The organism is Franconibacter helveticus LMG 23732 (assembly GCF_000463115.2).
Lineage (GTDB): Bacteria > Pseudomonadota > Gammaproteobacteria > Enterobacterales > Enterobacteriaceae > Franconibacter > Franconibacter helveticus.
The window spans coordinates 1-13,176 of the sequence record NZ_AWFX01000049.1 but is presented as its reverse complement, the minus strand read 5'-3'; the positions used below and the strand labels follow the sequence as shown (position 1 = coordinate 13,176).

11 protein-coding genes are annotated in these 13,176 nt (G+C 61.3%); 5 read left to right on the top strand and 6 right to left on the bottom strand.

Annotated elements, in window-relative coordinates:
• Positions 1-4 precede the first annotated feature (4 nt).
• Together mmuM and mmuP are read right to left on the bottom strand one after the other, a co-directional pair.
• Positions 5-943 (bottom strand): homocysteine S-methyltransferase, encoded by a 939-nt coding sequence (mmuM, locus tag DW56_RS15130; protein ID WP_024554693.1) that lies wholly within the window; start codon positions 941-943, stop codon positions 5-7.
• On the bottom strand, positions 930-2,333 hold the full coding sequence (mmuP, locus tag DW56_RS15125) for an S-methylmethionine permease (protein ID WP_024554692.1): 1,404 nt from the start codon (positions 2,331-2,333) through the stop codon (positions 930-932). Before mmuP ends, mmuM begins: the two co-directional genes overlap by 14 nt.
• A 293-nt stretch (positions 2,334-2,626) precedes the next feature.
• Between mmuP and fdhF the strand changes: the two genes are divergently transcribed.
• Genes fdhF through DW56_RS15105 form a run of 4 tightly spaced genes read left to right on the top strand, consistent with a single transcriptional unit; the run spans position 2,627 to position 8,517 of the window.
• A complete protein-coding gene (fdhF, locus tag DW56_RS15120) occupies positions 2,627-5,599 on the top strand; it encodes a formate dehydrogenase subunit alpha (RefSeq protein WP_024554691.1) in 2,973 nt (990 codons plus the stop codon).
• On the top strand, positions 5,599-6,087 hold the full coding sequence (locus DW56_RS15115) for a helical membrane plugin domain-containing protein (protein ID WP_024554690.1): 489 nt from the start codon (positions 5,599-5,601) through the stop codon (positions 6,085-6,087). Before fdhF ends, DW56_RS15115 begins: the two co-directional genes overlap by 1 nt.
• Before the next feature lie 17 nt (positions 6,088-6,104).
• Entirely contained in the window at positions 6,105-7,517 is a 1,413-nt protein-coding gene (locus DW56_RS15110; protein ID WP_024554689.1) for a cytochrome ubiquinol oxidase subunit I, read from the top strand.
• Entirely contained in the window at positions 7,510-8,517 is a 1,008-nt protein-coding gene (locus DW56_RS15105; RefSeq protein WP_024562339.1) for a cytochrome d ubiquinol oxidase subunit II, read from the top strand. The genes DW56_RS15110 and DW56_RS15105 overlap by 8 nt, the downstream gene beginning before the upstream one ends.
• On the opposite strand, the gene DW56_RS15100 is transcribed toward DW56_RS15105, so the two are convergent.
• Genes DW56_RS15100 through DW56_RS15085 form a run of 4 tightly spaced genes read right to left on the bottom strand, consistent with a single transcriptional unit; the run spans position 8,487 to position 12,322 of the window.
• Positions 8,487-9,440: a GlxA family transcriptional regulator gene (locus DW56_RS15100; protein ID WP_024554375.1), complete on the bottom strand. Its 954-nt coding sequence runs from the start codon at positions 9,438-9,440 to the stop codon at positions 8,487-8,489. The two genes, DW56_RS15105 and DW56_RS15100, sit on opposite strands and share 31 nt — an antisense overlap.
• 32 nt (positions 9,441-9,472) lie before the next feature.
• Positions 9,473-10,687 (bottom strand): MFS transporter, encoded by a 1,215-nt coding sequence (locus DW56_RS15095; protein ID WP_024554376.1) that lies wholly within the window; start codon positions 10,685-10,687, stop codon positions 9,473-9,475.
• 48 nt (positions 10,688-10,735) lie between these two features.
• A complete protein-coding gene (locus DW56_RS15090; protein WP_024554377.1) occupies positions 10,736-11,497 on the bottom strand; it encodes an SDR family oxidoreductase in 762 nt (253 codons plus the stop codon).
• 15 nt (positions 11,498-11,512) lie between these two features.
• Positions 11,513-12,322, bottom strand: a complete 810-nt coding sequence (locus DW56_RS15085; protein ID WP_024554378.1) for an SDR family NAD(P)-dependent oxidoreductase — start codon at positions 12,320-12,322, stop codon at positions 11,513-11,515.
• Positions 12,323-12,748: 426 nt separating this feature from the next.
• Between DW56_RS15085 and DW56_RS15080 the strand changes: the two genes are divergently transcribed.
• The gene (locus tag DW56_RS15080; protein ID WP_328586000.1) at positions 12,749-12,955 is read left to right on the top strand and encodes a Hok/Gef family protein; all 207 of its coding nucleotides are present in this window, start codon (positions 12,749-12,751) and stop codon (positions 12,953-12,955) included.
• The last annotated feature ends 221 nt before the right edge of the window (positions 12,956-13,176 follow it).

The following is a 13,176-nucleotide window of genomic DNA, read 5'->3' as shown; positions in this document are numbered from 1 at the left end:
CGCTTTACGCCAGGCAATGGCGGGCAAGTGAGGCGATATCCTGCGGCCTGGTGCGACAACAGCCGCCGATAAGCTTCGCGCCCGCGTCCCGCCAGGCGGGGAGATAATGTTCAAGCGTGTGGCAGGCGTGACCGCTGTGGCGCCAGGTTTTGCTTACGGCGTCATACTCCTCGCCGGAGTTGGGATAGACCACCAGCGGCAGCGGCGTTAAGCCGTGCAGGTGCGAGAGCGCGGCGGTGGTTTTCTCCAGCGCGATACAGTTAATGCCAAGCGCTATAACTTGCGGGCAGGCTTTCAGCGCGGCGGTCACGTCCCTGAGCGGCGTGCCGTCGCTGATGTGTTCGCTGTCGCGAAGCGTGAAAGAGAACCACGCGCGGGCCTGTGGAAACTCCGCCAGCAGCGCCGCTAACGCCCTCGCCTCGGCAAGCGACGGCAGCGTTTCGCAGGCCAGCAGATCCGCTCCCGCCTCCAGCAGCGCCGCAACGCGCGGACGATGAAACGCTTTAAACGCCTCTTCGCTGCGCTGGTAGTCGCCCCGGTATTCCGAGCCATCCGCCAGAAACGCGCCGTAAGGCCCGACCGAGCCTGCCACCAACAGCGGCCCTGCCTGCGGCTGTTCTTTAAGAAAATCCTCCCGCGCCTGGCGCGCCAGCGCCACGCTTCGGGCTATCAGCTCGCAGGATTGCGCCTCATCCAGCCCGCGCGCAGCAAAGCCCGCTGGCGTGGCCTGGTAGCTTGCGGTAATAGCGCACTGCGCCCCGGCGCGAAAGTAATCCAGATGCACCTGGTAAATCAGCTGCGGGTTTTCCATCAGCACTTTCGCCGACCAGAGGCTGTCGGCAAGGTTGCAGCCGCGCGCTTCAAGTTCGGTGGCAAGCGCGCCGTCCAGCACGACGAAAGGCTGCTGGCTCAGCAGCGCATTTAAAGAATTATTCAGTGACATGGCGCGGCTCCTCACCGGTCTGACGCTTTGAAAAGGCGTGCGTAACATAATAGGCGCCATAGCAGAGCGCAACAAACGGCAGCCCGCACCACAGCGCGATGCGCTGACTCGGGTCGAACGCCAGCCCGACGCAGGCCACAAGGCAAAGCACAAAGCCCAGCACTGGCGTCAGCGGGAACCACGGGGCGCGGTAGTGCAGCGCATCAAGCGAGCGCCCCTCGGCCAGATGACGGCTGCGGAAAAGGTAATGCGAGGCGCAAATGCTCAGCCACACCGCCACGACGGCAAAACCGGAAATCGCCGACAGCGCGACGAAAACCGTATCGGGCGCAATAACGCTTGAGAGCAGCGCCAGCACCCCGCCAAGCATACTCACCGACAGCGCGGTCAACGGCACGCCGCGGGGCGTCAGACGAGAAAAGCAGCGCGGCAGCGTGCGTTCGTTAGCAAGCGACCAGAGCATGCGCCCGGAGGCATACAGCCCGGAGTTCGCCGCCGATAAAATGGCCGTCAGGATGACGAAATTGAAAATATCAGCCGCATAAGGAATGCCGACCTTCTCAAACACCAGCACAAACGGGCTTTTCACCACCCCCGCCTGGTCCATCGGGATAAGCGCCGCCAGCACCAGCACCGTGCCGATAAAAAAGATAATCAGCCGGGCGATGGTGGTGCGAATAGCTACCGGCACCACTTTCTGCGGGTTCTCAGTTTCGCCTGCGGCGATGCCGATAAGCTCGGTGCCGGAAAAGGCGAAGTTCACCGCCACCATGGTCATCAGGATAGGCAGCACGCCGTGCGGGAACCAGCCCGCCGCCGTCAGATTATGCAGCAACGGCGCGGGCGAGCCGTCTTTCATCGGCAGCCAGCCGAACATCGCGGCCCCGCCGAGCAGGATAAACGCAATAATGGTGATCACTTTAATCAGCGAGAACCAAAACTCCCCTTCGGCAAAAAGCCGGGTAGAGAAAACGTTAAGGGCGAAAATCACCACGCAGAAAACCAGACACCAGATCCAGACCGGCACCTGCGGAAACCAGTACTGCATGCAGAAGCCTGCGGCGGTAAAGCTTGAGCCGAGCGCCACAGTCCAGGTGAGCCAGTAAAGCCAGGCGACCGTGTAGCCGGTAGCCGGGCCAAGGTAGCGCGCCGCATAAACGTGGAACGCGCCGGTTTCCGGCATGGCGACCGCCAGCTCGCCAAGGCATTGCATCACCAGCCAGACCACCAGCGCGCCAATAAGATAGGCAAGCAGCGTGCCCGCCGCGCCGGTAGTGGAAATAATGTAGCCAGTATTAAAAAAGAGCCCGGTGCCGATAACGCCCCCTAGCGAGAGCATCACCAGATGCCGGGTTTTCATGGTGCGTTGTAACTGTTGCGATTCCTGCATATCACCTTCTATACGTGCAGACGTCTAAACATCCATGAGCGAACGTTATACCGACATGCGCGGCAAATTGCAAAACGGCTGTTTTAGCAGGCGGTGATTCGCCTGTTTTCTGTACGCTCGCCGCGTCTCTCAGGGGAAACCGTACATACTTCGCAACATCCCAGCCTGGCGAAGCCCTGGGGGCGTAGCTACCTTTAAACCACTATAACGAGAGCGCATCCCGCCGGGATAAGACGTTCTTATTTGCTGCGGCGCGCTACGCCAGCAGCCACTGGCAAGGTTGAGGAAGCAGAATGAGCGAGTCTCTTTGTACCCTGTTTTACGACGGGAGGCCGGTTACTGGCCCGGCGAATATCCCGCTAATCGATTTTCTTACCGCAGGCGGCCTGAAACTGCCCCACGTCTGCTACCACCCTTCGCTGGAGCCAATGCAAACCTGCGACGTTTGCTGGGTGGAATATCAGGGCGAACTGGTGCGCGGCTGTACGCTGAAAAGCGCGCAGGGAATGCAGATAACCAGCCGCACGGAAAAAGCCGAGGCGGCGCAGCACGAAGGCATGGACAGGCTGCTGGCGAAGCATGAGCTTTACTGCACGGTCTGCGAACACAACACCGGCGACTGCACGCTGCATAACACCATGGCGGATATGCATATCCCCATTCAGCGCTACGAATACCAGCGCAAGCCTTACGTGAAAGACCATTCCAACCCGTTTTACACCTACGACCCGGATCAGTGCATCCTCTGCGGCCGTTGCGTGGAGGCGTGCCAGAACGTCGAGGTTAACGAGACGCTCAGCATCGACTACACCATGGAACACCCGCGCGTGCTCTGGGACGGCGGAGAAACCATCGCCGGGTCGAGCTGCGTAAGCTGCGGCCACTGCGTCACCGTCTGCCCCTGCAACGCCTTGCTGGAGAAAACCATGCAGCCGGACGCCGGGCCGTTCACCAGCATGAAGCAGACGCTCAAGCGCCCGATGATCGACCTCGTCAAAGCGATTGAGAACAGCACCGGCGCGGAAATCGTCACCGGCATTTCCGTTATGGACATGCACTGGCGCCAGCCGGAGATCAAACGCACCAAAACCGTCTGCACTTACTGCGGCGTGGGTTGCAGCTTTGAAATGTGGACGCGCGACCGCCACGTGCTGAAGGTGCAACCGGTGGCCGACGCGCCCGCCAACGGCATTTCCACCTGTGTGAAAGGCAAGTTCGCCTGGGATTTTATTAACGATAAAGCGCGGCTCACCACGCCGCTTATCCGCGAAAACGACCGTTTTCGCAAGGCGAGCTGGGACGAGGCGCTGGAGCTGGTGGCGCGCCGCCTGTTGCAAATCCGCGACCAGCATGGGCCGCAAAGCATCGGCTTTATCGGCTCCAGCAAGGCGAGCAACGAAGAAGCTTACCTGACGCAGAAAATCGCCCGGCTGATTATCGGCACCAACAGCGTGGATAACTCATCGCGCTACTGCCAGAACCCGGCCACTAAAGGGTTATTCCGCACCGTTGGCTACGGCGGCGACGCAGGCACCATCGACGATCTGCAAAAAGCGGATCTGGTGATTATCGTCGGCAGCAACACCGCTGAAAACCACCCGGTCATCGCCTCGCGCCTGAAAGCGGCGAAAAAACACCATGGCCAGAAGCTGCTGGTGGTGGATCCGCGTCGCCACGAAATGGCCGAGCGCGCCGACCTTTATCTGCGCATTCGTCCCGGCACCGATATGGTCTGGGCTTCGGCAATGTCGCGCTATTTGTTTGACAACGGTTACGCCGACAGCGCGTTTCTGGCGGACCACGTGAATCAGGTAGATGAGTATCGCCAGTCGCTGGCCCCTTTCTCGCTGGCCTTCGCCGCGAAAACGACTGGCCTTTCCGAGGAATCGCTGACTGCCGCCGCCGAGCTTATCGGCAACGCGGAGTCGGTCTGCATCGTCTGGGCGATGGGCATAACCCAGCACACCCACGGCGCAGACACCAGCACGGCGCTTTCGAACCTGCTGCTGGTCTCCGGCAATTATGGCCGTCCCGGCACGGGCGGCTACCCAATGCGCGGTCACAATAATGTGCAGGGAGCGAGCGACTTCGGCTGCCTGAAAAACTACTACCCAGGGTATGAGTCGGTCAGCGACGAAAGCGTGCGCGCCAAATGGGCCAAAGCCTGGGGCGTGGAGCCGGAAAAACTCTCGCTTGAGGTGGGCTCCGATAACTTCGAGATGGTCGAACACGCGCGCACGAAGCAGGTTCGCGCTATGTACGTTATCGGCGAAGAAACCGCGTTTTCGGATGCCGACACCACCAATGTGCATGAAGGCTTTACCGATCTCGATTTTCTGGTGGTGCAGGATCTCTTTTTAAGCCGCACCGCGCAGTTCGCCGACGTGGTCTTGCCCGGCTGTCCGAGCGTGGAAAAAGAGGGCACCTTCGTTAATACCGAGCGGCGCATCCAGCGTTTTTACGAGGCGATGGCGCCGCTTGGCGACAGCCGCCCGGACTGGCGCATTCTCACTGAGCTTGCCGCGCGCATGGGGCACGACTGGGGCTATACCCACCCTTCGCAAATCATGGCGGAAGCGGCGGGCATCGCCACGATTTTCGCCGGCGTCAGCTACGGGCGGCTGGAGGGGTGGAATTCGCAGCTCTGGCCGGTCAAGCCCGACGGCGAGAGCACGCCGCTGCTTTATACCGAAGGCTTTAAATTCCCGGACGGGCGCGCCGTGCTTTATCCGCTGAGCTGGCAGCCGCCCGCCGAAGCGCCGGATGACGAATACGACCTGGCGCTGAATAACGGGCGCATGCTGGAGCATTTCCAGTCCACCAACCAGAGCGGGCGCGGCGGGCGCACCCTGTCGCTCTCCCCGGACTGGTTTGTGGAAATCAGCCCGCAGCTTGCCAGCGAGCGCGGCCTCGCAGAAGGCGACTGGGTGAAACTCACCTCAAGGCGCGGTTCGCTGGAGGTGCCGGTGGTCGTGACGGAACGGGTGGAGGGCGGCTCGCTCTTTATCTCCATTCACCAGGGCAAGCCGGGCATTAACCAGCTCACCGGCGAACATCACGATCCGGTGGTCAACACCCCGGCCTATAAAGAGCTGGCGGTGAAGCTTGAGAAGCTCTCCCGCGAACCGCACCCTTCTCCCCTGCCGCGGCATAATTTCCGCTATGGCAAGCGCACCCCCATCACCCATGTGCCGGTCGAGGCGAAATGGCAGCGTGACGACTACACGCCGCCGCCCGCACAGGAACCGCATCCGGAGAAATTTTAATGGCTAAAGCGATTGAGTATCAGGTGGAGCCGCCGAAAATCGGCCCCACCGCCGAAGAAGAACTTCAGCGCCTGTTACAGACGCTGCATGAGCATGGCGTGCTGCGGCTCGCCAACGATTTAGTGGCGTCCAACAACGAGTGGATGCAGGTGATCGTCAACGGCCTGAGCCGCAAAGGGTCGCTCAACACCATCCAGAACATCTCCGTGCTGCTGCTGGCGCTCTCCACTATCCCGCCCAAGCGTATGTACAAGCTCGCCTTCGGCCTGCGCGATTTTATGGCCGAACTGAGCCGCGAAGAAGAGCAGCCCGAAAGCGCCAGCAACAGCGCCCCGGGGGCGCGCGGCGCGTGGAAAATGCTGCATGACGATGAGCTCTGGCATTCGCTTACGCCGCTGCTGAACGGCCTGAAGGCCTTCTCCCGCCGCATGGAGGAAGAAGTGGATAAACCTATTTCGTCGTTCAGCGGTAAACCGAGCGACGCCTGAGTTTCAGCGGAGGAAGCATGCTAAGCCAGGAGACGGCTTTATTGCTGGCGCGCGGCCAGTTCGCGTTTACCATCGGCTTTCATATTGTGCTGGCGGCCTTCACCATCGGCCTTGCGCAGTGGCTGATGCTGCTGGAAGGGCTGTGGCTGTGGCGCAAGCAGCAGGTCTACCTCAACCTGTATAAGTACTGGAGTCGGGTATTCGCGCTTAACGTGGCGGTGGGCGTGGTGACCGGCGTGCTGATGGAGTTCCAGTTCGGCACCAACTGGGGCGCGCTCGCCAGCCGGGCCGGCGCGGTAATGGGGCCGATGATGTATATGGAAGTGCTCATCGCCTTTTTCCTCGAAGCGGGATTTATGGGCGTGGTGCTGTTCGGCATGGGCAAGGTGCGCCCCTGGGTGCATTTCTTCGCCACTTGCGTGGTGGCGGCAGGCTCGGTTTTCAGCGCGTTCTGGATCCTCTCCGCCAACTCTTGGATGCAAACGCCTGCGGGCTTTATTACCGGGGCGGACGGCCGCTTTCAGCCGGTCGACTGGTGGGCCGTTATTTTCAACCCTTCGTTTCCGTACCGTTTTGTCCATATGACAATAGCGGCGATGCTCGCCGCCGCCTGCCTGATCGCCGCCACGGGCGCCTGGCATTTGCTAAAGCGCCCGGATAACCGCGGCGCGCGGCTGATGTTCTCCTGGGGGCTGTGGTTACTGCTTTTTGCTGCGCCTTTACAGGCCGTGGTGGGCGACCTGCACGGCGAGAACACCCGTGACCACCAGCCGGTGAAGCTCGCGGCGATGGAAGGAAGCTGGAACCCGCCGCCGCCAGGCGAAGGCGAGCCGCTGCGCCTTTTCGCCATTCCGGATATGCAAGCGCAGCGCAACCATTTCGAGCTGGCGATTCCGAATATCGGCTCGCTTTATCTGCGCCATAACCTCTCAGGCACTATCCACAGCCTGAACCAGTACCCGGCGGACGAACGCCCCTGGGTGCCAGGCGTCTTTTTTTCTTTTCGCGCCATGGTCGGGCTGGGCTTGTTAATGATTTTCTTTGGCTTCGCCGGGCTGGTTGCCCGACTGCGCGGCAGGCTCTGGACCTCGCGCTGGCTGCAACGCGGCATGGTGGCGATGGCCCCGGCAGGCTTTATCGCCATGCTGGCGGGATGGCTTGTAACGGAAACCGGGCGCCAGCCCTGGACCATTTACGGCGTGCTGCGCACCGCCCACAGCGCCTCGCCCGTCGCCCCTTCGCTGGTGCTGACGTCGTTTATCGCCATCGTGCTGGTTTACCTGGCCACTTTCGCTATCGGCCTTTTCTTTTTGCTGCGTCTGCTTGGCAAAGCGCCGCACGACGATGAAAAAGAGGCCAATGCCGAAGTTGCGGAACAGACCGGGCGCGGCATTCTGCCGCAGAGCATAAGGGGACGATACGATGCTTGAGGCTGCCCTCTCTCTGCCGTCGTTAACGCTGCTTAGCGCCATGGCGCTGGCATGCGGCGTGCTGATTTACGTCCTGCTTGACGGTACCGACCTCGGCGTCGGGCTGCTGGCGCCGTTTCAGCCATCCGGGGCGCGCCAGCAGATGAACCTCACCATTTTGCCGGTGTGGGACGGCAACGAAACCTGGCTTGTGCTGACTGCGGGCGCGCTGCTGGCGCTGTTTCCCGTCGCGTTTAGCATTCTCTACAGCGCCCTTTATTTGCCGGTCTGGATCATGCTGCTGGCGCTGGTTGTGCGCGGCATGGCTATTGAATTTCGCCACCAGCGCCCGGCGCTTTTCGACGCGCTGTTTATTGCTGGCTCCTGGTTAGCCTCCCTGAGCCAGGGGGCGACGATGGGGGCGTGGATCGAAGGGATCGACCATAACGGCCAGCATTTTACCGGATCCGCCATGGCCTGGCTGTCGCCCTTTTCGCTCTACTGCGCGGCGTCGTTAAGCGCAGGCTACGCGCTGATGGGCGCCTGCTGGCTTATCTGGCGCTGCGAAGGCGAGCTTGCCGCGTGGAGCCGCCGCCAGGCGATGCGGCTTGCGCCGCTGACCGCCGCGCTGCTGGCAGGGCTGGTTATCTGGACGATGCAGCTTCATGAAAGCTACCGGCTGCATCTTTTGGCGTGGCATTACAGCGGGCCGCTCGCGCTTGTCGCCCTGCTGGCGCTGGCCGGGCTTGGCGCCGCGCTCAGAAGCAGGCGTGAATTTCTGCCGCTGGCGATGACGCTGACACTGTTCATCGCGGCTTTCGGCGGCATGCTGCTGGCGGTTTTTCCTTATCTGTTGCCGCCGGATCTGCTGCTGACCCAGGCCGCTGCGCCGCCCGCGACGCAAAAGCTGATGCTTATCGCCTTCGGCGCATTTGTGCCCGTCACGCTTATCTATAACAGCTGGGGTTTCTGGATTTTTCGCGGCAAGGTTCACGCCGCGCGGGAAGAGGAGCGCCCCTGACGCAGCGCCTGTGGCGGCACGCCGAAGCCGCGCACGAACACTTCGCGCATGTGGCGACGGTCGCGAAAGCCCGCTTCGCGGGCAATGGCGTCCATGGAAAGACGGCCTTGCTCAATCATCAGGCGCGCCGCCTCAAGCCGTAAGCCTTCAATGGCCTTCGCAGGCGATTTGCCCGTCTCTTCGCGAAACAGGCGGCTAAACTGGCGCGGGCTTAAATGCACGGCGCTGGCGAGGTCGTCCACCGTCAGGGCGCGGCTTAAGTTTTTACGCGCATACTCCAGCGCGCTCTGGATGCGGTCGGAGCGCGGCGAAAGCGAGAGCATTTCAGAGTGCTGCGTCTGCCCGCCCGAGCGGCGGTGGTGCATCACCAGCCGGTGCGCCACCCCGCGAGCCGCCTCCGCCCCCAGATCTTTTTCCACGATGCCAAGCGCCATATCCAGCCCGGCCGTCATGCCCGCCGAGGTCCAGACCGCGCCGTCGGTGATGAAAATGCGATCCGGCTCCAGCAGCGCCGTCGGCACCTTCGCTTTTAACGCTTCAGCATGCGCCCAGTGGGTGGTGACGCGCTTGCCGTCCAGCAGCCCCGCTTCGCCCAGCACAAACGCCCCGGTGCAGATGCCTGCGATGCGGCGGGAGTGGTTGCTCGCCGCGCGCAGGAAATCGACCACCGCCGCGGTGGGCGGCGCGTCCAGGGGATTAATAACGCCGCCCACAAGCCAGGTGTCGGCGCGGGAAAGCGCGCTGAGCGGCTGGCTGCTGACCGTAACGCCCGCCGACGAGCGCACCGCCCCGCCCTGCTCCGACCAGGTTTCCAGTTCGTAAAACGGCTCGCCGATCACCAGATTGGCAAACTCAAACACCGAGGGAGTGGAGAGCGCCAGTAGTTGAAAACCGTCCGCCAGTAAAAAGCCAATCTTGTGCATGCAAGCCTCCGGGGCAAAGAAGAGATATTGTTTTACGATAAAAGGCGCGTCGCGGAACAGGGGGCGGCGCAATTTTCCTTCTCATGCCGCCGCGCCCGCTCGGAAACCGCCAGGCTTGCCAGCGCCAGCGCCAGCAGCACTACCGAAAGCCCCAGCAGGCCGCCGTAGCCGAAGCGCGGGTAAACCCACGCCGCCACCGCCGAGCCGAAGCCAATGCCGCAAAACATAAAGGCGCTGGTGAGCGCAAGCGCGATGCCCCGCCACGGCCCGGCCACCTCCACCACCCGCCGCTGCTGGGTCGGCCAGAGCAGATCGGTGGCAAAAGCCCAGAGGCTAAGCGCAGCGAAAAGCAGCGCAAGATGCGGCGGTGCAGCCAGCATCAGCAGCATGTCGACCATCAGCAACCCAATGCCCGCCACCAGCAATGTTTGCGCGCTGAAATGCCGCGCCGCGCGGGCAACCACCAGGTTGCCGAGAATGCCCGCCACGCCCAGCACCGCCAGCGCGAGTGAAACATCCTGCGCCGTGCCGTGGAAGCTGTCGCGCACTACCGGGGCGATAAACGCATAGGTGGCGAAGACGCCAGCGGCGATAAAAAAGACCACCAGGAAAGCGCTCAGCAGCTTCGTGTTGGTCAGCACTTCGCCTACGGTCGCAAGGCGAATGCGTGCGCCCGCGCCGGTTTCCGGTACCGTCAGGCGGATATTCAGCGCCACCAGCAGGCTGACCGCGCCGACCGCGCCAAACAGCGCTCTCGGCCCCCAGGTGCTGGCGACCCAGGCGGCGAGCGGGATCCCGACCATACTGGCAAGCGACAGCCCGAACAGCACTTTCGCAATGGCGCTGCCGCGCTCTTTTTCCTCTACCAGCTCGGCGCCAAGCCCCACCAGCACCGGCCCCATCAGCGAAGCGCCGATCCCCATGACGATGCGCGAGGCGGCAAGCACGCCGTAGTCTGGCGCCAGCGAAAAGAGAAACGCGCCGCCGCCGAAGATAGCCACGCCCCGCAACACCAGCTTGCGGCGCGGCAGATGGCCGAACAGCACCTGCGAGAGCGGCGCGGCAATGGCGAAAGTCATACCGAACAACGCCAGCAGCCAGGCGCTTTGCGATTCGCTGATGGCCCACTCGCGGGCAATCGGCACCAGGCTGCCGGAGACCGCCAGCGAGCCGGTGGCCTGTACGAAATAGGCAAAGCTTAACGCCCGCAGCGCCCGGCGCCCGGACAACGAAAGAGAAGCGTTCATGGGTGTCTCCGCCTGCGAAAAAACCGGGCGCGCGGCCCGGCATAAGGGTTAATGAACCGGAATGGGGTTTTCCACCATCGCCTGGTTGAACTGGTTCACCAGCGCATGTTCATGGCGGCCCGGGTTGTCGCGTACCGGCAGCACACGCTCGACAATCGCTTCCTCTTCGCCCGCCGCCAGCTTCTCAAGCGTCTCGCGGATAAAGTCATCCAGCGGCATGGCGCGCTCGTCGCCGCTTTTGTAGATAAGGTCGGTGTCCACCCACGGCGGCGCAATCTCCACCACTTTCACGCCGGTGTCGCGCAGCAGGAAGCGCTGCGAGAGCGTATAAGAGTGGATAGCCGCTTTGGTGGCGGAGTAAAGCGCGGTGGCGGCGAGCGGCAGGAAAGCCAGCACCGAACTGTTGTTGATAAGCCATGCCTGAGGCTGTTTTTTCAGATGATCGATAAAGGCGGCGCTGACGCGCACCGGCCCCAGCAGGTTGGTGGTGACCAGCGTCACCGCCTGCTCGTCGTCCAGCTCGCCTGCGGCATCATCAAACGGCATGATGCCCGCATTGTTAATGACGACGTTAAGCTGCGGATATTTCGCGATCAGCCGTTCTGCGGCCTGTTTGATCTGCTGCGGGTCGGTAATATCGAGCTCGACGAAATCCATGCCAGGGTTAGCCGCGCTCACCTCCTCCAGCAGCGCCCTACGACGCCCGGAGATAATCACCTGGTTGCCAAGGTTGTGCAGCGCTTGCGCCAGCCCGCGGCCAATGCCCGAAGTGCCGCCGGTGATGAAGATAGTGTTGTTGGTCAGTTTCATGATTTTTCTCCAGTGTTATTCGTGAGCGGCCTGATAGCGAGGCGCGGGTTTATTAACGGAAAGGTGTTGCATCATGGCCTGGCGCGCCGCTTCAAACGCCAGCCATTCGCCTTCATCCTGCAAGGAAGGGAGCGTAATCAGCTCGCCGCGATCGAAGCCCACCAGCGCGGCGTCTACCAGCGCCTGCGGGGTCATGACGATAGTCGGGTCAAGGTGCTCAAGCGCCAGCCCGCCGGTCGCCCAGAAGTCGGTGGCGGTCGCGCCGGGCAGCACCGCCTGTACCTGAATGCCCTGGCCGTGCAGCTCGTGGTGCAGCGACTGGCTGAAAGCCTGGACATACGCTTTCGAGCCGCCATAGACGCCGTTCAGGATCTCCGGCGCGATGCTGACGATAGAGGCGATATTGATAATCGCCCCGCGCCCGCGCGCCACCATGCCGGGTACGACGGCGTAGGTCAGCCGGGTCGGCGCGATAACGTTGAGATCTATCATGCGCTCCATCTGGTCAACGTCGCTTTGCAGCAACGCGGTGTGGGTGCCGACGCCAGCGTTATTCACCAGCAGCGTGATGCTGGCGTCCTGGCGCAGTTTTGCTTCCAGCGCGCGCAAATCCTGCGGGTCGTTCAGGTCAGCCGCCGCCACTTCCACGCTGCGTTGCGTTTCGGCGGAAATATGGCTGGCGAGCTGGTTCAGCTTGTCGCGGTTGCGGGCGACAATAATCAGGTCGTAGCCGCGACGCGCCAGCCGGTCGGCGTAAACCGCGCCGATGCCGCTGGAAGCGCCGGTGATCACCGCGGTGCCTTTATGCTCTGCTGCTTTGCTCATGGGTCTTCTCCGGTTCAGGTAAGGCGTTGTTGTGTCGATGAACAGAGATTACGTGAACTCAGCATGGCCAGAATGACGAATAGGGTAGTGATTCAGGACATCCTGCCAGAAAGCGGCGCAAAACTGTCCTGAGCGCTTAACGGCGTTGATTAACGGGAGCAGTAATAAGAGGAGGCAGGTTTTTTAATAAAATGAAAACGAATGAAAATTGAAAATAAAAATGCGAGGCCGCTCTAAATAAAATAAAGGTAAACGTTCACTTTAAAATAATAACGGCAAAAGTACGCACTTCATTAGAAATAATTAGAGGCACAGGGAAAGGTCACTTATTATTTGCGCGGGCGCCTGAGGCTTTCTGGTTTCAGGCAATATGTGTCTCCAGAAAGATGAAGGCCCCGAGTTAATAACTTAACCCGAGGCCGACACATGAACCCAAACAGTCATGATGTTAGCCTCTTACTCGCCTCACGGCAAGGAGAAAAGGCTATGAAGCACAACACTTCTGTATGGCGCCTGGCTATCGTCTGCGCGACGTTGCTGGCAATAATACTCCTCACCCGGGAACGGCTTTACGAACTTCGCTACCGGAATGGGGAAAAAGAGGTTACGGCTTTATTAGCCTGTAAACCCTGAAAGTAAGTCTCTGCGCGGGGAGTGATCCCCGCGAATCAGGCTGTCAGGTTTATGCCTCAACGGCGCCTTCTTTATTATTCCAGTAACGGCTTCTCGTAAGCCGTTATTATTTCCCTGGCCTTGTCTGAATTTATTTTCGTCACGCGCGGGTGATGCTGCCAACTTACTGATTTAGTGTATGATGGTGTTTTTGAGGTGCTCCGGTGGCTTCTGTTTCTATC

What these genes read in the sequence shown, in the direction of transcription:
- mmuM (WP_024554693.1), bottom strand. Translation starts at nt 943, where the DNA reads ATGTCACTGAATAATTCTTTAAATGCGCTGCTGAGCCAGCAGCCTTTC.
- mmuP (WP_024554692.1), bottom strand. Translation starts at nt 2,333, where the DNA reads ATGCAGGAATCGCAACAGTTACAACGCACCATGAAAACCCGGCATCTG.
- fdhF (WP_024554691.1), top strand. Translation starts at nt 2,627, where the DNA reads ATGAGCGAGTCTCTTTGTACCCTGTTTTACGACGGGAGGCCGGTTACT.
- DW56_RS15115 (WP_024554690.1), top strand. Translation starts at nt 5,599, where the DNA reads ATGGCTAAAGCGATTGAGTATCAGGTGGAGCCGCCGAAAATCGGCCCC.
- DW56_RS15110 (WP_024554689.1), top strand. Translation starts at nt 6,105, where the DNA reads ATGCTAAGCCAGGAGACGGCTTTATTGCTGGCGCGCGGCCAGTTCGCG.
- DW56_RS15105 (WP_024562339.1), top strand. Translation starts at nt 7,510, where the DNA reads ATGCTTGAGGCTGCCCTCTCTCTGCCGTCGTTAACGCTGCTTAGCGCC.
- DW56_RS15100 (WP_024554375.1), bottom strand. Translation starts at nt 9,440, where the DNA reads ATGCACAAGATTGGCTTTTTACTGGCGGACGGTTTTCAACTACTGGCG.
- DW56_RS15095 (WP_024554376.1), bottom strand. Translation starts at nt 10,687, where the DNA reads ATGAACGCTTCTCTTTCGTTGTCCGGGCGCCGGGCGCTGCGGGCGTTA.
- DW56_RS15090 (WP_024554377.1), bottom strand. Translation starts at nt 11,497, where the DNA reads ATGAAACTGACCAACAACACTATCTTCATCACCGGCGGCACTTCGGGC.
- DW56_RS15085 (WP_024554378.1), bottom strand. Translation starts at nt 12,322, where the DNA reads ATGAGCAAAGCAGCAGAGCATAAAGGCACCGCGGTGATCACCGGCGCT.
- DW56_RS15080 (WP_328586000.1), top strand. Translation starts at nt 12,749, where the DNA reads ATGAACCCAAACAGTCATGATGTTAGCCTCTTACTCGCCTCACGGCAA.